15 protein-coding genes and 1 tRNA gene are annotated in these 19,787 nt (G+C 49.3%); 6 read left to right on the top strand and 10 right to left on the bottom strand.

Annotation, left to right across the window (positions count from 1 at the left end):
- Positions 1-102 precede the first annotated feature (102 nt).
- From ACW9SV_RS18010 to ACW9SV_RS17995, 4 genes are all read left to right on the top strand, one after another.
- On the top strand, positions 103-3,324 hold the full coding sequence (locus ACW9SV_RS18010; protein WP_479558155.1) for a S41 family peptidase: 3,222 nt from the start codon (positions 103-105) through the stop codon (positions 3,322-3,324).
- A 155-nt stretch (positions 3,325-3,479) separates the two neighbouring features.
- Positions 3,480-4,025 carry an RNA 2'-phosphotransferase gene (locus tag ACW9SV_RS18005; protein WP_479558154.1) on the top strand — a complete coding sequence of 182 codons (546 nt, stop codon included), beginning with the start codon at positions 3,480-3,482 and terminating at the stop codon, positions 4,023-4,025.
- Between the two features lie 360 nt (positions 4,026-4,385).
- On the top strand, positions 4,386-5,702 hold the full coding sequence (locus ACW9SV_RS18000) for a hypothetical protein (protein ID WP_479558153.1): 1,317 nt from the start codon (positions 4,386-4,388) through the stop codon (positions 5,700-5,702).
- A 258-nt stretch (positions 5,703-5,960) separates the two neighbouring features.
- A tRNA-Glu gene (locus tag ACW9SV_RS17995) sits at positions 5,961-6,032 on the top strand.
- Between the two features lie 290 nt (positions 6,033-6,322).
- Here ACW9SV_RS17995 and hemA read toward each other — a convergent pair.
- The 5 genes from hemA to ACW9SV_RS17970 form a co-directional block, all read right to left on the bottom strand.
- On the bottom strand, positions 6,323-7,597 hold the full coding sequence (gene hemA / locus ACW9SV_RS17990) for a glutamyl-tRNA reductase (RefSeq protein WP_479558152.1): 1,275 nt from the start codon (positions 7,595-7,597) through the stop codon (positions 6,323-6,325).
- 421 nt (positions 7,598-8,018) lie between these two features.
- The gene (locus tag ACW9SV_RS17985; RefSeq protein ID WP_479558151.1) at positions 8,019-9,080 is read right to left on the bottom strand and encodes a response regulator; all 1,062 of its coding nucleotides are present in this window, start codon (positions 9,078-9,080) and stop codon (positions 8,019-8,021) included.
- On the bottom strand, positions 9,077-10,321 hold the full coding sequence (locus tag ACW9SV_RS17980; RefSeq protein WP_479558150.1) for a sensor histidine kinase: 1,245 nt from the start codon (positions 10,319-10,321) through the stop codon (positions 9,077-9,079). The genes ACW9SV_RS17985 and ACW9SV_RS17980 overlap by 4 nt, the downstream gene beginning before the upstream one ends.
- 14 nt (positions 10,322-10,335) lie before the next feature.
- Entirely contained in the window at positions 10,336-10,791 is a 456-nt protein-coding gene (locus tag ACW9SV_RS17975; protein ID WP_149093076.1) for a response regulator, read from the bottom strand.
- A complete protein-coding gene (locus ACW9SV_RS17970; protein WP_479558149.1) occupies positions 10,788-12,353 on the bottom strand; it encodes a sensor histidine kinase in 1,566 nt (521 codons plus the stop codon). The genes ACW9SV_RS17975 and ACW9SV_RS17970 overlap by 4 nt, the downstream gene beginning before the upstream one ends.
- Positions 12,354-12,532: 179 nt before the next feature.
- On the opposite strand from ACW9SV_RS17970, the gene ACW9SV_RS17965 reads away from it, so the two are divergent.
- Entirely contained in the window at positions 12,533-13,411 is an 879-nt protein-coding gene (locus ACW9SV_RS17965; protein WP_479558148.1) for a universal stress protein, read from the top strand.
- Positions 13,412-13,456: 45 nt separating this feature from the next.
- The gene (locus tag ACW9SV_RS17960; RefSeq protein WP_479558147.1) at positions 13,457-14,446 is read left to right on the top strand and encodes a 2-hydroxyacid dehydrogenase; all 990 of its coding nucleotides are present in this window, start codon (positions 13,457-13,459) and stop codon (positions 14,444-14,446) included.
- Positions 14,447-14,561: 115 nt separating this feature from the next.
- Here the strand turns inward: ACW9SV_RS17960 and hemN are convergent, their stop codons facing one another.
- The 5 genes from hemN to ccoG form a co-directional block, all read right to left on the bottom strand.
- Complete coding sequence (hemN, locus tag ACW9SV_RS17955) at positions 14,562-15,956, bottom strand: oxygen-independent coproporphyrinogen III oxidase (protein ID WP_479558146.1); 1,395 nt, start codon at positions 15,954-15,956, stop codon at positions 14,562-14,564.
- Between the two features lie 177 nt (positions 15,957-16,133).
- A complete protein-coding gene (locus ACW9SV_RS17950) occupies positions 16,134-17,009 on the bottom strand; it encodes a universal stress protein (protein WP_479558145.1) in 876 nt (291 codons plus the stop codon).
- A gap of 20 nt (positions 17,010-17,029) precedes the next feature.
- Positions 17,030-17,755, bottom strand: coding sequence for a sulfite exporter TauE/SafE family protein (locus ACW9SV_RS17945; RefSeq protein WP_479558144.1), 726 nt, complete (start codon positions 17,753-17,755; stop codon positions 17,030-17,032).
- A gap of 1 nt (position 17,756) precedes the next feature.
- Positions 17,757-18,230, bottom strand: coding sequence for a FixH family protein (locus ACW9SV_RS17940; RefSeq protein ID WP_479558143.1), 474 nt, complete (start codon positions 18,228-18,230; stop codon positions 17,757-17,759).
- A gap of 33 nt (positions 18,231-18,263) precedes the next feature.
- Positions 18,264-19,664 carry a cytochrome c oxidase accessory protein CcoG gene (ccoG, locus tag ACW9SV_RS17935; protein WP_479558142.1) on the bottom strand — a complete coding sequence of 467 codons (1,401 nt, stop codon included), beginning with the start codon at positions 19,662-19,664 and terminating at the stop codon, positions 18,264-18,266.
- Positions 19,665-19,787: the final 123 nt, after the last annotated feature.

Genomic DNA, 19,787 nt, shown 5'->3' with positions numbered 1-19,787 from the left:
TGCTTTATCTTTTTTAATTAGCAGAAAGGGGCGTCAAGAGGCATTTCCCTTCTTTTATATCAAGCTTGCACTCCGTAACTTACTGCGCATTTCTATCAATCTATGCTTAAGAAACTCTTCTATTCCGGAGCTTTGCTAGCCACCTCTTTGGGGGCGGCACAGGCCCAGAACGCACCTTCCTGGTTGCGTTATTCCTCTATTTCGCCAGACGGGCAAACCATTGTCTTCACGTACAAGGGGGACCTGTACCGGGTTCCTGCCAGCGGCGGCACCGCCCTGCCACTCACCGTACATGAAGCCCACGATTTCATGCCAGTTTGGAGCAAAGACGGCAAAACCATTGTGTTCGCCTCTGACCGTTACGGCAACTTTGACTTGTTCCAGATGCCGGCCACAGGCGGTGAGGCGCAGCGCATGACGTTCCACTCGGCCAATGAGTATCCCTATGAGTTCAGCCCAGACGGTAAGACGGTTTACTTCGGGTCTACGCGCATGGATCAGGCGGCCAACCGGCAGTTCCCCACGTTTGCCTCCCCTGAGCTCTACAAAGTAGCGCTAGGCGGTGGTCGCGTGCAGCAGGTGCTGACTACGCCCGCCGAAGAAGTGAAACTGAGCAAAGACGGCCAGATCATGCTCTACCAGGACAAGAAAGGCGGCGAGAACCAGTGGCGCAAGCACCACGTCTCTTCCGTGGCCCGTGACCTGTGGAGCTTCGACACTAAAACCGGCAAACACACCAAACTTACTTCCTATGCCGGCGAAGACCGTACCCCGGTGTTCACGGATAATGACAAGACCATCTATTACCTGAGTGAGGAAAGCGGCACCTTCAACGTGCACCGCATGGCCGCCGATAAGCCCGGCACCTCCACCAAGGTGACCAACTTCGCCAAACATCCGGTACGTTTCCTCACGGCCTCCAACAACGGAGTGCTGTGCTTCGGGTTTGACGGAGACCTGTACACCCTGCAGGGCAACGGCACTCCCCAGAAAGTGAACGTGATCATCGCCACAGATGCCAAATCCAACAATGAGCGCATTGTGCCCGTATCGGGCAACGGTGTGCAGGATCTGGCTGTGTCGCCTAACGGCAAAGAAGTAGCCTTTATTTACCGGGGCGAGGTTTTCGTCTCGGCGGTGGAAGGAAACGCCACCAAGCGGATCACCAACACCCCAGAGCAGGAGCGCCACGTGAGTTTCTCGCCAGACGGCAAAACCCTGATCTACGCCACCGAGCGCGGCAAAGGCTGGAAAATCTACCAGACGCAGATCACCCGTAAAGAGGAGCCTTATTTCTATGCCTCTACCCTGCTCAACGAGACCCCGGTCATCAACAACGACAAGGAAAACTACGAGCCCCAGTTCTCACCAGACGGCAAAGAGATCGCGTTTGTGGAAGACCGCATGACCCTGAAAGTCTACAACATCAAAGACAAACAGGTCCGTACGCTGCTCACCACCAACGAGCTGTTCTCCATGCGCGACAACGACCAGTACTTCACCTGGAGCCCAGACAGCAAGTGGATTGCCTTTGACTTCTCCGAGCCGGGTTTCGCCAACGGCGAGGTAGGCCTGATCTCCGCAGACGGCAAAAGCAAAAAGATCAACCTCACCGAGAGCGGCTACCAGGATGATTCTCCTCAGTGGATGGCCGGCGGCAACATGCTCATCTGGAACAGCACCCGCGAGGGCATGCGCGCCCAAGCCAACAGTGGCGGGGCCCAGTCAGACATTTTCGCGATGTTCATGACCCAGGCAGCGTATGACAAATTCCGGTTAAGTAAGGAAGATTACGCCTTGGTGAAGGAAGCCGATGAAAAAGCCGCTAAGGAAAACGAAAAAGATAAAAAGAAGAAAAAGGACGAGGAACTGACCATTGACTGGGAAGGCCTGAAAACCCGCAAAGCCCGCCTGACCCTGCATTCCTCGCAACTAGGCGATGCCTTAGTGTCTAAAGACGGCGAGACGCTGTATTACCTGGCCCGCTTTGAGAGAGGCTATAACCTTTGGAGCACCAACCTGCGCACGAAGGAAACCAAAATGGCCGTGACCCTGAATGCCAACCGCGCCAGCATGGACTGGGACAAAGACTTCAAGAACCTGTTCCTATTGGCCGATGGCCGGGTGATCAAACTGGACCCTACCGCGAACAAGCAGGAAAACGTGGCCATCAGTGGCGACATGAACCTGAACGTGGCTGCCGAGCGTGCCTTCATGTTTGAGCATGTGTGGCGTCGCACCAACAAGACCTTCTACACCGCCGGATTCCACGGTGCCAACTGGAATGCTCTTAAAACCGATTACGAGAAGTACCTGCCGCACATCAGCAACAACTACGAGTTCTCCGAGATGCTCAGCGAATTGCTGGGCGAGCTGAACGTGTCGCACTCAGGCTCCAGTTTCTCCAACGTGCCGGTGAACGCCGATGCCACTGCCTCTTTGGGGGTATTCTATGACCCTGCTTTTACTGGAAACGGCCTCAAAATAGACGAAGTCATTCTGGAAGGTCCGCTGCAAAGAGCTGGTTTCGATGTGAAGCCTGGTATGGTGATTGAGAAAATCGATGGGGAGACTTTATCTTCAGACAAAGACTACGCCCAGTTCCTGAACCGCAAAGCGGGCAAGAACACCTTGCTGACCATCTTTGATCCGGCTACTAAAAAACGCAGAGACATTACCGTGAAGCCTATTTCACAAGGGGAGGAAAGCAGCCTGCTTTACAAGCGTTGGGTGCGCCGCAACGCCGAAGAAGTGGACCGCCTGAGCAACGGGCAGTTGGGCTACGTGCACATCCCGGGCATGAACGACCCAAGCTACCGAACCGTGTACGAAGAAGTGATGGGGAAATACGCTAACCGCAAAGGCATGGTGGTAGACACCCGCAACAACGGCGGAGGTGACCTGGTAGCCGACCTAGCCATGTTCCTGAGCGGCAAGATGTTCCTGAACTACACCACCGACAACCGTTCTACCGGTATTGAACCATCTTTCCGCTGGAACAAGCCTAGCATTGCGCTGGCCAACGAAGCCAACTATTCAGACGGCCATTGCTTCGCTTTCAGCTACCAAGACTTGAAACTAGGCAAACTGGTGGGCATGCCGGTACCGGGTACCTGTACCTTCGCTGGTTGGGAATCTCTGCAGGACAACAGCGTGCGCTGGGGCGTTCCACCACTGGGCGTGAAAGACGTGCAGGGCCGCTACCTGGAGAACCTGCAGACCGAACCAGACGTGAAGGTGATGAACGAGTACGAACTGGTGAGCAAAGGCAAAGACCAACAGTTGGAAGTAGCCGTACAGGAACTCCTGAAAGAAGTGAAGTAAACAACATACTCTTAAAGAAAAGCCCGGTTCAGCCGGGCTTTTCTGTTTTCAGCCTTTTAGCAAGTCAATCCAAAAACCTTTCTTTGTATAGTTTAGGGTTCCTTTACCAAAATAGTCCGTAAAACGGAAGGCTTCCTCCCTTTACCTAAGGTACCATGAAAGACCGAGACATCAGCAAATTTCTGAGTTTAATATTGCGACATAAACCAGAAGTACTAGGTATTGCCCTAGATACAGAAGGCTGGGCCAACGTAGACCACCTCTTGCAAAGAATGAAAGAGACTGGGCGGCAGCTATCTCAGGAAAAACTGGAGGAAATTGTCTCTACCAATGACAAGCAGCGCTTCGCTTTTAACCAGGCACGTACCCACATCAGAGCCAGCCAGGGACATTCCTTGGCCGTGGATTTAAAGTTTAAACCGGTTCCCCCACCACCGGTCCTCTACCATGGCACGGCAGAAAACCACGTGTCCGCTATTGAAAAGGAAGGGTTACAGCCGCAAACCAGGCAGTATGTGCATCTTTCTGCGGATGTAGAGACCGCCAGAAAAGTAGGTTCAAGACACGGAAAACCAGTGATCTTTTTGGTATCTAGCGGGCAAATGCAAGAAGATGGAATACCGTTTTACCTGTCAGAAAACAAGGTCTGGCTCACAGACCTTGTTGCACCAAAATATCTGGAAAAGTACAAAGGCGGATAAACGCGACGAAGGAGGTTTAAGTCTTCCTGTTTAGGGGCAGTTTTCACAAAAAGGGAGGTAACGCTGGTACCTACAATTAAAACAGGTACGTTCCATTACATTTATCCTTAGCTCTCGTTTCCAAATATAGGAAATAGACTGTATTTTAGTGAGCAGGCACTTTGGGATAACTTTCACAAACCGCTACAAATTATCCAAAAAGTCCAACACTATTGCGACACTTACTGCGTATTAGATTTAGCAAGCCTTGAAATAGAGGTGGCATAAGCCATTTTCCAGGTTGCAAACGGCCCGCCTTCTATTTATGGGCCGATCATCCCAACAAGTCATCTTTTAACTTCGGAAAGAAACGAACTGGACATGCAGGTTACTGAGAAACTAAAGACATACTACCATTACTACCAGGACTTAAAAGAGAAAGGCGGCCCCGAGGAGAATACGGAACTGTTTGAAGCCGTCATTGAACTGGAAGAAGAGATTATGGCGGCGTATGGACTTCCGCCCTCGCATACCCATCTTCAAATCTTATGGCAGTTAACGGAGATGACTCCCCTCTCTGAGGAAGTGCTGGCAGAAACGCAGGAAAGGTTAAAAATAGCCGCCACCGAGCACCTCATGGCCCCGGTAAAAACCAACTTGGAAGTACTGCAGGAAGCCAAATCCGGGAAGATGAGTGCCTTCAATGTGTTGCCTGAGATTGGCCAACCCACGCACGACTACCCTATTTTCTTGTTTGAGGAAATGTTGCTGAAGGAAAAAGCCACCCCTGAGGCAGTTTTGCAGGAAATGGAATTGGTGAAGGAACTGGACTGTTACGGCGAAGTCGCGACGTTGCTCTACTATCACAGTAAAACCTACCGGAGAACCAAAATCTACAAATCCCTGAAGCCCCACCTTCAGTTCCTGGACACGTACCTGCAGCAACTGAAGACCTTAGGGGAAAGCGAGGAGCATAGCGTCTTTGTATCCAGTCTCATCCAGAAAGATGCTGGCGAGGAGACCTCCACCGCATCGCCCATTTATCCAGAAGATGAGTTGCTGCCCCTTATTGGTATAGATCCGGCCTCCTACGCACCTGAGTCTATCCTCCTCACCGATGTTTTTGAGATGGAGGAGATAGTATATGATATCGACACAGCCGTGACGGTGAACGGAAAACTTTCAAACGGATCAGAACCCAAGGCTGTCTCCCTGGGGTTTGACTTGAAGGAACTTGCCCAAATGTTTGCTAACTACTCGGGCCAAGGAGAACAGATCCTGGAGTTTTTCGCCAATGCCCCGGAAAACTCCATCCCAGATTCACCCATCGTCATTAACCTGAAAGACAGTACCGGCAGCACTTTCCTTGCTGACCAGCATTATTTCAAAGTCTACAAGCCCTTGGTCTTGGGAGAAGACGGCAGCCACCAAGTGATGCAGGAAGAGTTTTACCTGGTAGAAGAAGTACTGGAGAGAACTTCTTATGATGAAGCGCAACTTAAAATTTCAAAGGAGTCTTTGAAGGACCTGTTTCAGCACCTCCGAGACTGCTACCAACAATATACAGTCCAGCTGAAAGAAGGAAAGGAAGATAAAAAGGCCCGCAAAGACCTAGGTCTGGAGAACCCTATCACCTTTGAACTGGCCCGGCACCTGTACACCCTTGAAAACCACGGAGGCAAAATAGATTTTGAATGATTCAGGTGCTATACCATGAGGTTTTGTCGATTTCTGTATCGCAAATACGCATCCGCAAACCTGGTTTTGAGTTCTTTCACGTTAAATGAGCTTAAAACCAGCAGAAGCCGTTAAAATTTTTAAAATATTTTCCTCCTCAAATTCAACCACTTAAAAGCCTAACCTAGTAAAAAAGGGTAAATTCCTAACTTTTTTTTCTCAAGAGGTTTTGCAGATCAAAATCATCCCTCTATATTTGCACCATCAAAACCGAAAGATGGTCCGTTCGTCTAGGGGTTAGGACACCAGATTTTCATTCTGGTAACAGGGGTTCGATTCCCCTACGGACTACAGAGTAACAATTCAAAAGCCAGAAGTAGAAATACTTTCTGGCTTTTTTGCTTTCCTGTCCGTACGAATTTGCGTACAAATTCCATTTTCTAAGCTTAATAATAAAAGCCTGTGTGAGTTGGGGCACCCTTTTCCTTCCGATCTAAACATCATCCTTAACAAAGGTTTTATTTCAGCCACTGCATATTAAAGAAAGAGTGCAATGGAAAGAGGATAAGGTCCCCAACTTAAGTTCACACGTCCTCGGAACTGAAAAGCAGGTTTACCAATGTTTTTCTCCTGATTCTGGATTAAGCTTCTACCAACTCGGCTTGATCTTCCAGTTTGAACAGCATCGCAAGTCCGTCTAACAAAGCGTCAGACTCACCCCGCCGGCACGCCGCCTTCAGTTCTAACACCGGCAATTTCATGATTTTGTTCAAGATGTTTTTAGTGACGCTTTCCAGCAGTTCCTGTTCCTGGCCGCTTGCTTTCTTTAGCGCCCGAGCCACTTCCTGCTTCCTAATTTCCTCCAGTTTATTTTTGAATTGCTGAATAACTGGGGAAAGCTCCATTTCCTTTTCCCAGGCATTGAACTCGGCCATAGACTCAGAGATGATATCCTGGACGTCCGGCACCGAAGCCAATCTTCTGGTCACCGCTTCAGTTGCCCTGTTTTTGATAGTGTCCACGTTGTACACTCTAACGCCTGGTAGAGAGACCAGATCGTCTTGAATACTGCGGGGCATGGAAAGGTCCAGGAAGAATTTGGGCTTTTGGAAAGCCTGGTCCTGGAATCTTTCCTTGCCCAAGGAGAAGCAATCGCCGGGGACCGAGGAAATCACCACGTCTGCTTGCTGTAACTCTTGGTTGAGGTCTTCCCAGTACACCGCCTGGGCATTGGCTCTTCTGGCTAAATCTGCTGCTTTTTGGTGCGTACGGTTCACCACCACAACGTTTTTGAGGCTGGTTTTTTGAAAGTTCAGGCAAACGGTGCTGCCCATCTCCCCTACCCCAATCATCAATATTCTTGGGTTATCTAACCCCTTCGTCACTTCCTCCACCAGTTCAACGGTAGCATAGGCCACCGAGGCAGCCCCGTCTCTGAAAGCGGTTTCATTGCTGACTCGTTTGTTTGTGGCAAAAATGGTGTGTAGTAACCTATGCAGAAAAGGCCCTACTGCCCCTGCCTCTGCCGCCCAAGTGTAGGCTTTCTTTACCTGGTTCAAAATCTGGAAATCACCCACCACCTGCGACTCCAACCCGATGGCCACGTTAAACAAATGCCGCACCGCCTCCTGGTGGTTCAGGATGGGCAGGAAATAGGGTGCAACGGAACTGGTGGCTAAAAAGCCCTTTTCTATGGCGATGAGTTTGACGATTTCTTTGGACAAGTCTTTATCCGCGCTGTAATACACCTCGGTACGGTTACAGGTAGAGAGTACCAACACCTCTTGGGCAGAAGTGAATTCTTTTACCTTGTCCAATAAATTCTTACACCCAATCTCGTTCAGAGAAATCATCTCGCGGATGCCGATGGGTGCATTCTTGTAAGATAAAGAAAGGGCTTTGAATTGTGGCTGCATGGTTTCCTGATTACCCTACAAATTTCGGGGTACAACCGCTGACAGAATATGACCTTTGTCATCCTTTTAGAGGACTTATATCAAGTAAACTGCTTCTTATTTAAAGAACATTAAATCTCAGTTTAGGGGCTGTTTTCGGAAAATAGGCCTGAAACATTTTTACTGTAAAACTGGGAAGTATAATCAAATACCCACTTTTGTGTTGGTTATTCACCCCATTGATAAGTAAGGAGATGATTACTCGTGCAGTTCATGGCATTCTCGAAATGTAGGGGCAATCCCTTGTGGTTGCCCTTGTCCTGTAGCATGGGAGAAGGTCCTTTAAACAACTTGGTCATCCCCCTACCCCCTTCAAAGGGGGACGGAATGCATGAGGTTTTAAGATCTTAACTAATGTATCCTGCGCTTTGTACGGAGCACCTTAGTTGCGCATTTTAATGAGCTTTTCCAGGTTGAGGATGGTGATTTTGCCGCCTTTGATGCTGATGAGCTTTTCGTCTTTGAAATCTGAAAGGGTTCTGATCACCGTCTCTTTTGAAGCCCCCACAATGTTGGCAAGGTCCTCACGGGAGATGTTCACCTGCGTGTTTTTACCTTCGTCTTGCTGGTACTGTTTCTCTACCAGCAACAAGGCTTCGGCTACCCGTTTGCGTACTGAGTTGTAGGCCAACTTCAGGAGGCGTTCTTCCCTGTCTGCCAGGTTGCCAGAAAGGATTTTGATGAATTTGTTGGCGACGTCGCGGTTCTGGTAGAGCAGCGAGTTAAAATCGTCTTTGTTGATGATACAGACCTCAGAGTCTTCCAACGCTTCCGCTGATTCACGGTAGGTTTGGTCTTCTACCAGGTCCAGGTAGCCAATGAATTCCCCTTCTTTATACAAATTCGTGATGTATTCGCGGCCTTCCTCGTTTGTTTTGTAGGTTTTGATTTTGCCTTTATTCAGGAAGAACAGAGAATGCGGGTACTGACCTTCGGCGAAGAGCTGCTGCTTTTTCTTGAAGACCGATATCTTGCGTTCATTGGAGATGAGGTTGTTGAGTTCCTGCATCCCTTTGGCCTCTTGCAAGAAATCGCTCAGCCCCTGGGCGTTCTTCTGGAAATCGGCCCGCAAGATCTCGTTTTTCTTTAGGCGCATCTCCACCGCATCCAGTAGTTCCAGGTCGTCAAAGGGCTTGATGAGGTAATCATCCGCGCCCAAGTTCATGCCCTTTCTGAAATCTTCTTTCTCTGATTTGGCCGTCAGGAAAATGAACGGAATGCCCGAGGTAGCCGGGTTCTTGCTCAACATATGCAAAACGCCATAGCCATCTAACTGCGGCATCATGATGTCACAGATGATCAGGTCTGGCTTTTCATTCTTGGCAACCTCTACTCCGGCTTTGCCATGTTCCGCCTCCAGCACTTCATAGTTAGCCAAGGACAATATCTCGGCTATGTTTTCCCGTATCTCGTGGTTGTCTTCTATGAGCAGAATCTTTTTCATACGCTGGGGTTATAAGAGAATTGAACTGTAAAAGTGGTGCCTACATTTTGCTGGCTGGTGTAGGAGAGCGCTCCGTTCATGATGTCTACGTACCGCTTCACAATGTTGAGCCCTAAACCCGTCCCTTCATAATTGGCTGCATTCTGGGCCCGGAAAAATGGCGTGAACAAATGGTTCTGGTCCGCTTCCGGAATCCCGATTCCTTGGTCCTGGACTTCAATTTTCACCTTATCTGCCTCCACCACCGTGGTTAAGTGGATTTCTTTCCCCTCGGCGGAATACTTGCTGGCGTTGGAGAGCAGGTTGAGCACAATGTTCTTGATGAGTTGCTTGTCTAAGGTAACGGTAGCTGGCGTTCCTTTGTGGTCATACCGGATGACCTGGCCCATTTTGATATATCCTTGCATCTCATCTATGATCTCCTCCATGAAGGCTTTGAGGTCAAAATCGGTGGGAACATTATAGATCTTTCCTTCTTCAATCCGGCTCAAGGATAGAAAGTCGTTTAAAATACCCGTAAGGTTATTCACCGCCGATTTGATGCGGGTCACATGTTTCTGCCGTTTGTCATCGTCTTCGGTGAGTTTGTATTTCCCTATCAAAGAGGCCGATGACAAAACGGTGCTTAACGGGGTTCTGAACTCATGCGAGGCAATGGTGACAAACCTGGACTTCAACTCATTCAAGTCTTTCTCCTTTTGCAGGGCTTTCTTTATTTCCTGCTGGGCCTCAAACAGGCTTTTGTTTGTTTCTTTCAGCTGACTGATAGTCTGAGCCAACTCCTGGGTCCGGACCGCTACTCGTTGCTCCAGCTCCGCGTTGAGCGTCTGGATTTCTGCCAAGTTTTTGGCGTGCTCCATGCTGTAGCGGATAGAACGCTCTAAATCAAAGGAAGTAAGCCGCCCTTTGATCAGGAAATCAGAAGCACCCAAACGCATGGCTTTCTCGTCTGTTTCTCGGTCAGATTGCCCAGTCAATAGAATAAAGGGAGCAACGGCGCCGTTTTGGAGGGCCTGGGTAATCAGTTCCAGCCCATCATGCGCGCCCAACCGGTAATCTACCAGATAAACGTCATGCTGTTTCAGGGCTATTTTCTTTAAAGCACCTTCAAAAGAAGGCTCCCATTCCAAGGAATACACCCGTGCCGGAATATCATGGATGATATCACTGGTGATAATAAAATCATCCTCATCATCGTCTACCAGCAACACCTTGATAGGTTCAGGATCTGTCTCTGCCATGTGCATGGGTTAGATTAGAGCTTCGGGTTTTTAGGCAGTTCTACCAAATCAAACCAATAATCGGCTAAGGTTTTGATCATTTCCACCAGGGAGGCAAACGTCACCGGTTTGGTGATAAAGGAACTTACCCCTAAATCATAGGTCTTTAAGATGTCTTCCTCGGCCTTGGAGGTAGTGAGCACCACCACCGGTATATGCTTCAGGTTCACGTCTTCTTTGATTTCCTTCAGCGCCTCGCGCCCATCTTTCTTGGGCATGTTCAGGTCCAAAAGAATGAGGCCGGGTAAAGGGTAGCCTTCCTTGTCTGCATAGTTGCCTCGGTGGCACAGGAAATCCATCAACTCTTCGCCGTTCTCTACAAAGAAGAGTTCGTTTGGTAAGTGATTTTCCTCCATGGCCTCCCTTAGGAGCATGCGGTCTTCGGCATCGTCATCGGCAATGAGAATAGCTATGCTTTTACTTTGGGTCATAGTTCTTGGTCTTGAGGTTGTTTCAACGCCAATGTGATGAGGAAGGTGGTGCCTACCCCGGGCTGACTCTGGGCGGTGATATCGCCTCCGTGCCGCACGGCAATCTTGCGGCAGATAGCCAGGCCAATGCCAGAGCCTTCGTATTTCTGCCCCTCCAGACGCTGAAAAATATTGAAGATACGGTCCAGGTATTTCTCCTGAAATCCTATTCCGTTGTCCTGAATGGAAATCTGTACTACTTCATCACCGGGGGTAGCGGTTAAGTGCGCCTTGTGTTGCACAATCTTGGCGGAGATAGAGATCACCGGCTTTTCACCTTCTTTCCTGAACTTGATGGCGTTGCTGATGAGGTTCTGAAAAAGCTGCCGCATCTGGGTGGGCTCCGCCTCTATTGATGGCAGCGGCGACCGGATGATCTGCGTGCCTGTCTGCTCAATGGTCACCTCTAAATCTGACAACACCCCGCTTAGAATGGCGTCTAAACTCACTTTCACAAACGGATTGGCTTTGCTGGTTACCCTGGAGAAAGAAAGCAGGTCATTGATGAGGTTCTGCATGCGCGAAGCCGCGTTGAGCATCCGGTCTACATAGTCTTTTCCCTGATCACTTAGGTTAGCATACTCTTTGGTCTTGAGCCGGTCCCCGAAGGCCTGAATCTTGCGCAGGGGTTCCTGCAGGTCATGGGAAGAAACGTAGGCAAAATCCTGCAACTCCAGGTTACTGCGCTCCAACTCGGCGGCATAGCGTCTCAGCTTTTCCTCGTTTAGTTTCTGTTGGGTAATGTCATGAATAAAGCCGGTGTACACTTTACGGTCGGCTAGTTCTACCTCACTTATGCTTAAATAGAAAGGAAACGTAGACCCATCTTTGCGTAGGCCGGTCACCTCACGGCCAATCCCGATGATTTTTCTGTGGCCCGTTTCATGATAGTTATCCATGTACCTGTCATGCTGGCTATGATCAGGCTCAGGCATCAGTACATTAATGCTGCGGCCCAATAACTCCCCCGCCTCGTACCCGAAAAGCTTCGCCGCCGAGGGGTTCACCATTTCAATGACGCCGCGGGTATCAATGGTGATAATGCCGTCTACCGCTGCCTGGATAATGGAGTTGATTTTATTTTCACTTTCCCGCAGGGCCGCTTCGGCTTTCTTCAGGTTGGTGATATCATGAATAATCCCGGTGAAAATCTTTTTATTCTGCAGGTTTACCTCACTAATACTTAATAGAAACGGAAAAACCGAACCGTCTTTGCGCCTGCCCAACACCTCGCGGCCTTTGCCAATGATCTGGCCTACACCGGTGCGCTGGTAATTCTCAATGTACTGGTCATGCTGGCTGCGGTCAGGCTCCGGCATGAGCAACTTAATGTTCTGGCCAATGACTTCCTCGGGAAGGTACCCAAAAATGCGGGCCGCTGCCGGGTTCACGCTTTCCACAATCCCCCGCTCATCAATGGTGATGATACCATCAATGGCCGTATCTATAATGGCTTTCAGCCTATTTTTATCATCTATGCTTTGTTGCCATGAGTTGGCAAACCCTTCAAGGTCTTCAGTCATGCACGTCTGGTTTTCTCTCCTCTGGTACTCTTTCCCAAATTCAAAGTTAGCCTTTCTGCTGACATGAAAATGATGACCAATGTCATCCTAGCGGCTGTACAAGGTCATTTCTTACCAACTTGGTCTAGGATAACTTGTCTTATCAATCAATTGTGAACTCCTATAAATCAATAAAGCCCATGAAAACGATCTTAGTCCCTACTGATTTTTCTGCCATCGCGTCCAATGCCTTGGATTACGCCCTGTCGGTAGCCACTGTTTCCCAGTCCAGGATTTTGTTGGTTCATGTGGTGGATCGGGCTACTAAATTCTATGACTTTACCACAGAAATTGAGCCAATCGCTACCCAGCTTTTTGTTGATGCTGAACAAGAACTTAAAGCATTGGCAGAGAAAATCCGCGTCTCTGCACCTTTAGAAATGGAGGCCGTTTGTAAAGCAGGGAATCTAGTGGCTGAGATTAATAGCTTGGCTACGCAAAATGCCGTTGATTTTGTGGTCATGGGTACCCACGGCCAAAGCGGTTTTCTAGACAAGATTTTTGGCACCAACGCACTGGCCTTTATGAACCATGCCCAATGCCCTGTGCTATTGGTTCCGCAAAATGCAACGTTCAAGGGTATTCATCAAATTGCATTCGCTTACGACTTGGATAGTGAGGTGACGTCAGTTTTACAGCAACTCTTCCAATGGGCAAGTCCTTTCAAAGCTCAGGTGTCTATCATCAATTGTTTGTCTGAGCGGCAACTGAACCTTGTTCCAGATTTTTCTTTGCTCCAATCTATCATCAAAACTTATCCAGTAGAAAACTACAGTCTTATTCAACGGAAGGAGGATGACGTGGTCAAAGGCATTTTTGATTTTGTGCAGGAGAATCAAACAGAGATATTGGCCATTGCTACGCATGAGAAGGTTTTCCTGGAAGAACTGCTGCACAGAAGCATTTCAAAAAGGCTGCTGTTCCAAACGCAGGTTCCCTTGCTGGCCTTTCAGGAAACCAGGAACTATCCAAAAAAGCTAAACCTACATGAGCAATTAAGCCAGGAAACGTATTCCTGAAATAACTCCTCTTTTTCAACTGCTCACTTCCTTAACTACTGAAGCATGCGCATCACGGTTTATAGTGCTCATCCGTTTGAGCAAGATTTTTTAGCCAAGGCCAATAAACAGAAACACCAGCTAAAATTTGTAAACAAAACGCTAACCATAGAAACAGCACCGGAAGCCATCGGTAGCCAGGCAATTGCGCTTTTTACTTCTGATGATGCGTCCGCCGAAGTATTAGAGTACCTGCACAACCTGGGAGTGCGGTATGTAGCCCTGCGGTCGGCGGGTTATGACTATGTAGACTTACAGAAAGCAAAAGAACTGGGCATTCTGGTTGCCCGGGTACCTGCTTACTCGCCCTACGCCATTGCAGAACACACGGCGGCTCTCCTTTTGGCCCTTAACCGCCACCTGATCCCGGCCCACCAAAGGATTGAACAGAATAATTTCTGCTTAGACAATCTCATTGGGTTTGACCTGAACGGAAAAACCGTTGGCATCATAGGACTAGGGAAAATTGGGGCTGTGTTTGCCAGAATCATGCACGGTTTTGGCTGCCGGATTTTACTGTATGATATTGCTGAGCCTGCGCCACAGGGCTTTCCAATAGAATCTGTCTCCTTTGATACCCTCCTGCGCGAATCAGATATCATTTCCCTGCATGCTCCGCTTAATGCTGCTACCCGTTACATGATCAAAGCTGAAACGCTGGCTAAAACCAAAAAAGGAGTACTCCTTCTGAATACCAGTCGGGGTGGCTTAGTCAATACCGCTGACCTTATCCAAGCGCTGCAAAACGGACAAGTAAGCGCCGCCGGCCTGGACGTCTACGAAAATGAAAGGCATCTTTTCTTTCAGGATTTATCAAACCAGCCCGTAACAGACAAATTATTCGCCCAACTGAAAGCATTACCCAACGTTCTGATTACAGGCCACCAGGCATTCCTCACCCAAACGGCGCTCAGTAACATTGCTGATACCACTCTGTATAATCTAAACTGTTTTGAAACCGGAGCAGCGTGTGAAAACGTGCTGTCTGTAGGATAGTTCTAAAGCAAGCTGAGGCAATTATAAAACAGAACCCCCTTTTCGCTTTAAGCCTGTTTTCCTGAAAACGGGCCAAAAGCGCAAAGGGGGTTTTACGCGCTTACTCTGGCTTACTTTAGATGGCTTTGCTGAAAGTAGAGGAGAATTCCTGCTCGGCTTGTTTCACCTTTTGATCAAAGAGCATGCAGATGTTCCGGAGAAAAGCTTGGCCCAAAGAAGAAATGCGTATCATCCTATCCTCCATGGAAAGCAATCCTTCTTTCTCCATCTGCCACAGATTTGCCATGGTAGGCTCATCTAACATGAACAGGTTTTCTGAAGTAAGTTGCAACTGCCCTTTACAGGCCAAATCTAAGATAGCTTCCTTCCGAATTAAGTCTTCTTGGGTAAGCAAATGACCTTTCAGAATAGCCAGATTGCCGTTGGCAATGCCCGCTTTGTATTCTTCTACTTTCTTCAGGTTCTGCAGGTAGCCGTACTTAGCATCACTGATAGACGAGGCACCCAGCCCAATCAGCAGATCGGTATGGCAGGTTGTGTAGCCCATGAAGTTACGGTGCAGCGTTCCTTTCTGCTGGGCCAGATACAAGGCATCCTGTGGCAAAGCGAAATGATCCATGCCAATGTCATGGTAGCCCAGGTCTCTGAATAGTTGCAGCCCAAGTTCATACAAAGCTCTTTTAGCGGGTCCAGCGGGCAGATCCTTCTCTGAGTACCCTCTCTGGCTTGGTTTCACCCATGGCACGTGGGCATAGCTATAGAAAGCAATCCGGTCTGGTCTGAGCAGGGCCACCTGGTGAATGGTATCCTTCACGCTGGCGGGGGTCTGGTGCGGCAACCCGTAAATCAAATCAAAGTTCACCGACTCATATCCAATGCGGCGGGCTTCTTCTGTAGCCACTTTCACCTTCTCAAACGGCTGGATGCGGTGGATGGTCAGTTGCACCAAGGGGTCAAAGTCCTGAATTCCATAACTTACCCTTCTGAAGCCCAGATCATACAGCGTTTGCAAATGCTCTGTAGTGGTGTTATTGGGGTGCCCTTCAAAGCTGAACTCCCCTTCTGGGTGAATCTCCGCCGAGGCGTAGATACCTTCCAGCAAAATCCTCAGGTTCTCTGGGCTAAAGAAGGTAGGAGTTCCCCCACCCAGGTGCAGTTCCCGTATAATAGGCTTTTCAGAAAAATGGCTTACATACTGCTGCCACTCCGCCAACAGGGTTTCTATGTAACCCAACTCTACTCCATGATTTTTGGTGATGCGGGTATTGCAGCCACAGTACGTGCAAAGCGACTCGCAAAACGGAAGGTGCAGGTACAGACTAATGCCTTTGGTAGCATTGGACTCGTTAAAAGCCTTCTCCACCACCTGGAACCATTGCTCGGCGGCAGGTGCCTCCTGGTCCCAGAACGGAACTGTAGGGTAGCTGGTATACCTGGGCGCGGAGACATTGTATTTCTGGATAAGCTTTTCTAAGGATTGTTCCTGAAGGGGGTTCTCTAAAACGTTCATCTTGCCTTCTCAACTGTAAAGTACAAGACAAAGGTAGAGCGGTGGCCTGTCGGGGGGAATGACAAGGGCAACCTGAAAAAATGAGATTCATCATCTTTTCAGGTTGCCCTACAATTCTAAGGCACTGATCCGTTTATAAAGCCATTTTCTGAAAACAGCCTGAAAAGGCCGGCTCTTCTAGAGCTGATGGCTTAAAGAAGCCTCTGATGGTGCATGATAGGCTTGGCAATGGGTGCAAGTTCTGGCGCAAGGGTTATTCTTGGCCTGATACAGATTAAGCAGCGGAATACTGTTCTGGCAGGCATCCGTTTTCCGGTACACCTGGTGCAGATACTGGTGCGTTACATGGGTATCGCGGGTTGCGATCAGGAACAAATCTACCGGGTACTTTTCTGTATATTCTTCCAGGCCTTCAATGATATCTTCCTCCTCCAGCATATGGCAGGCTCCTTGACTACCTAGTACCCAACTCAGTTCAGCCCCTTGCTTCTTGATTTCGGCCAGATTTCCTCTTTCTGCTGGTGAGTAGAAATGCACAGAAGATACTTCCGCTTCAAAAGCTTGTGCGTACCTCTTGACCAAGTCAATTACCTCGGGGTCCTGATCTAAGAAATCGGTTACAAACACCAAGTGCTTCAGCGGCTGGTACAAGGCTTTCTCCGGAATCCAGAGCACAGGGCTACCGGCTATTTCCTGTAGATTCAGTTGTTGGCCTCCGCACTCCATCACCTCCAGTAAACCTGATCCTGCCACTATCAGATCTGGGTTATGAACCGAGGCCATGGTAGGCAGCAAACTCACCCAGGTGTCTCCGCTGATCAAGCACTCCGTGTGGTTCGGGTTTTGCTGCCGGCGCGAATCACAGGCGTAACGCTTGGCAAAGCTGTGCAACTGTTGGGAGTATTGCAGCTGGTTGGTGAGCGACAAGGGGGTTCCGTTGGTACTGAAAAGCAGAAGAATCTCGGCTTTTAGCTGGCAGGCCATCTTCACGGCATAGCCATAAGCATTAATGCTGTTTTGGGAAAAATCAGTGAGGACGAGTATTTTTTTCATTTTAAAAGAGAAAATCTGAGTTAGGGATTCACAGTAGCAGAATGACAAGTAGCCATGGACGAATCGGCCAGGCTTGAAGTAGGGGTAGCGGGGCTCACGTAAGGAATCCCCAGGTTCAGGCCACGCAGGATAAACAGAATAGCCAGACAGGCGGCGGCATACGGAATCACTTTGGTAAAGAATCGGCGCAGGCCCAATTGAATGTATCTTCCTGAGAGGGATAGCAAGAACATCAGCGGGAACGTGCCTGCCCCAAATAACAGCATGTACAGCATAGAATCTGCCACGGAGGGCATGCTCACAGCGCCGGCCAGCGCGAAGTAGACAAACCCACAGGGCAGCAAGCCGTTCAGCAGGCCCACCGCACCCAACGCCCACACGCCTTTCTTCTGGAAGAAAAAGCCCATAGACACCTTCACCCTCTGAAGCATGCTCTCCAATCCGGTCGCCTTCCTGAATTTGGCAGAGGTGGTGGCAGGCACTACTACAAGCAACAAAATCAACACCCCAGATACAATGGAGAGTGTTTGTTGCAGACCCGCCAGTTGCAGGCTTTTGCCCAATAACCCCGCCCCTGCCCCTAGAAGACTGTAGGTGACCAACCTGCCAAGATTATATAGGAACCGCCCGGTTACAAAGGACCAGCCGCTCCCCTTACCCACCGGCAAAGACAAGGCAATGGCGCCGCACATGCCTACGCAGTGAAAACTGCCCAGAATGCCCAGTATAAACCCCGTCCAGATCATGTTATTCTATGGTGAAATCTTTTTGTAGGTAATAGGCTTTGCCCGCCTGTTTCCAGTTCAGTTGAATGCGCCATAACCCTTTTGCTAGTTCAGCGGTTCTGATGTGCTGCTGCCCGTCTTCGTTCAGGTTCAGGGCCAAGGTAAAGTCTAGTTTCGCATCTGATGGCCGGAAAAAGTTGATCTGCCCTTCCACCTCTGCGGCCTTCACCCCCGCCGGAAACACAATGCTGAGCTGTTCAGCGGCCTGCACGTGGGTGAGCAATACCTGTGATTCCAGGGTATGGGTGGCTTTTACCTGCTCCATGTGCTGCTGAAAGGCCAGTTCTTTCTGGTAGTAATCCTGGCTTACCAGGTTCACATCAGATTTCATCGCCTGCCGTACCATGTTCCCGATGAACAGGGCAAAGAAGACAAAGGCGGCAATGATCAGCTTAGGCCACCAGGAGGCTTTTTGGGGAAGTGCTTTTGTGTTCATGATTTAGAGTTCTGAGTCCTGAGTTGTGGTTGATTAGTGGCTTGGCCCCAGGAACTTGGTTTTCTCGGTGGCAATGAGTTTGTCTCCGCTGAAAACGCCAATCTCAATTTTAGAAGAAGCCGATTTAAGACTGTTTTTGGGAATCTCCGCGAAAAACACACCTTCCACCAAGCCTTGCTTTGGCAGCACCAATTCGTTGCGCACCACCTTGATAGAACCTTCTGAGGAAAGCAGTTTCAAGGTGATGGGCAGCTCTTCGTCGGTTTTGTTGATGAGCGTGATGTTGTAGAGGTTTGTGACGGTGCCTTTGTCGGTTTGCTGGTAGAGCATGCCCGGCGTGCGGAGAATGGTAGCGTCTATGTTGCTGCGGGTAATGAGCAGCGTAGCGAAAGCGCCTATCAGCAACACCAGCACCGCCGTATACGCTTTCATGCGGCCAGTAAATGTCCAGGTCTTCTTCTCAGAGATGCTTTCTTCCGAGGCCACCCGAATCAGCCCGTGCGGCTTATTCACCAGATCCATGATGGAGTTACAGATGTCAATGCAGGCCGTGCAGTTGATGCATTCCATCTGCTGCGCCCCGTTCCGAATATCGATTCCTGTAGGACAAACTTGCACGCATTGGTGACAGTCAATACAATCTCCCTCGGTGCGCACCTGGTTTTTACGAAGTTTGCCCCTGGGTTCACCACGCTCGTAGTCATAAGCTACGGTCAGGGATTTCTTATCCAGCATCACACCCTGCAACCTTCCGTAAGGGCACACAATGGTACACACCTGCTCCCGGAACTTCGCAAACACGAAGTAGAAAACGCCGGTAAACAGCACCAGGGAAAACAAGCCACCCGCGTGGGCAGCAGGACCTTCACTCACAATTTTCTGCAGTTCTTCTACGCCAATGATGTAGGCCAGAAAGGTATGGGCAATGAAGAAGGACACCAGCACGAACAAGGTATGCTTGGCCGTTTTCTTCCAGATTTTTTCCGTAGTCCAGGGCGCTTTGTCCAGGGCTTTCTGCTTGGGCGCATCGCCTTCAATCCAGTACTCTATGCGGCGGAACACCATCTCCATGAAGATCGTCTGCGGGCACACCCAACCGCACCACACCCGTCCGTACACCACCGTGAACAGGATGATGAACAGGATAAAGGCCATGAACCCTACTAAAAGGATAAAGAAATCTTGTGGCCAGAAAATCATCCCAAACAAGATGAACTTGCGGGCCGGAATGTTAAACAACAGCAACGGCAGCCCATTTACTTTCATAAACGGTCCCGTAAACAGAAGCGTCAGAAGCGCATAGCTCACGTATTTGCGGTACTGGTACAGTTTGCCGCTCGGCTTCTTAGGGTACAGCCACACCCTTTTCCCGTCTTTATCTACCGTGGAGATGGAGTCTCGGTAGGTCTCTGGATCTGTTACTAGTGTGCTCATGGCCTTTTACCGGTTGAGCGCCCGGCAGCGAGAAGGGGATTAACTTTCAACGTGCTTTGTTTGTGGGTTTTTACCCTTCGAAGCACATTGTAAAATTACCTGTACCTGCTGCCGTATGCCACC

The organism is Rufibacter sp. JT20002 (assembly GCF_056491185.1).
Note: the sequence above shows the minus strand (reverse complement) of the source record. Positions and strands in the feature narration are given on the sequence as shown.

What these genes read in the sequence shown, in the direction of transcription:
- ACW9SV_RS18010 (WP_479558155.1), top strand. Translation starts at nt 103, where the DNA reads ATGCTTAAGAAACTCTTCTATTCCGGAGCTTTGCTAGCCACCTCTTTG.
- ACW9SV_RS18005 (WP_479558154.1), top strand. Translation starts at nt 3,480, where the DNA reads ATGAAAGACCGAGACATCAGCAAATTTCTGAGTTTAATATTGCGACAT.
- ACW9SV_RS18000 (WP_479558153.1), top strand. Translation starts at nt 4,386, where the DNA reads ATGCAGGTTACTGAGAAACTAAAGACATACTACCATTACTACCAGGAC.
- hemA (WP_479558152.1), bottom strand. Translation starts at nt 7,597, where the DNA reads ATGCAGCCACAATTCAAAGCCCTTTCTTTATCTTACAAGAATGCACCC.
- ACW9SV_RS17985 (WP_479558151.1), bottom strand. Translation starts at nt 9,080, where the DNA reads ATGAAAAAGATTCTGCTCATAGAAGACAACCACGAGATACGGGAAAAC.
- ACW9SV_RS17980 (WP_479558150.1), bottom strand. Translation starts at nt 10,321, where the DNA reads ATGGCAGAGACAGATCCTGAACCTATCAAGGTGTTGCTGGTAGACGAT.
- ACW9SV_RS17975 (WP_149093076.1), bottom strand. Translation starts at nt 10,791, where the DNA reads ATGACCCAAAGTAAAAGCATAGCTATTCTCATTGCCGATGACGATGCC.
- ACW9SV_RS17970 (WP_479558149.1), bottom strand. Translation starts at nt 12,353, where the DNA reads ATGACTGAAGACCTTGAAGGGTTTGCCAACTCATGGCAACAAAGCATA.
- ACW9SV_RS17965 (WP_479558148.1), top strand. Translation starts at nt 12,533, where the DNA reads ATGAAAACGATCTTAGTCCCTACTGATTTTTCTGCCATCGCGTCCAAT.
- ACW9SV_RS17960 (WP_479558147.1), top strand. Translation starts at nt 13,457, where the DNA reads ATGCGCATCACGGTTTATAGTGCTCATCCGTTTGAGCAAGATTTTTTA.
- hemN (WP_479558146.1), bottom strand. Translation starts at nt 15,956, where the DNA reads ATGAACGTTTTAGAGAACCCCCTTCAGGAACAATCCTTAGAAAAGCTT.
- ACW9SV_RS17950 (WP_479558145.1), bottom strand. Translation starts at nt 17,009, where the DNA reads ATGAAAAAAATACTCGTCCTCACTGATTTTTCCCAAAACAGCATTAAT.
- ACW9SV_RS17945 (WP_479558144.1), bottom strand. Translation starts at nt 17,755, where the DNA reads ATGATCTGGACGGGGTTTATACTGGGCATTCTGGGCAGTTTTCACTGC.
- ACW9SV_RS17940 (WP_479558143.1), bottom strand. Translation starts at nt 18,230, where the DNA reads ATGAACACAAAAGCACTTCCCCAAAAAGCCTCCTGGTGGCCTAAGCTG.
- ccoG (WP_479558142.1), bottom strand. Translation starts at nt 19,664, where the DNA reads ATGAGCACACTAGTAACAGATCCAGAGACCTACCGAGACTCCATCTCC.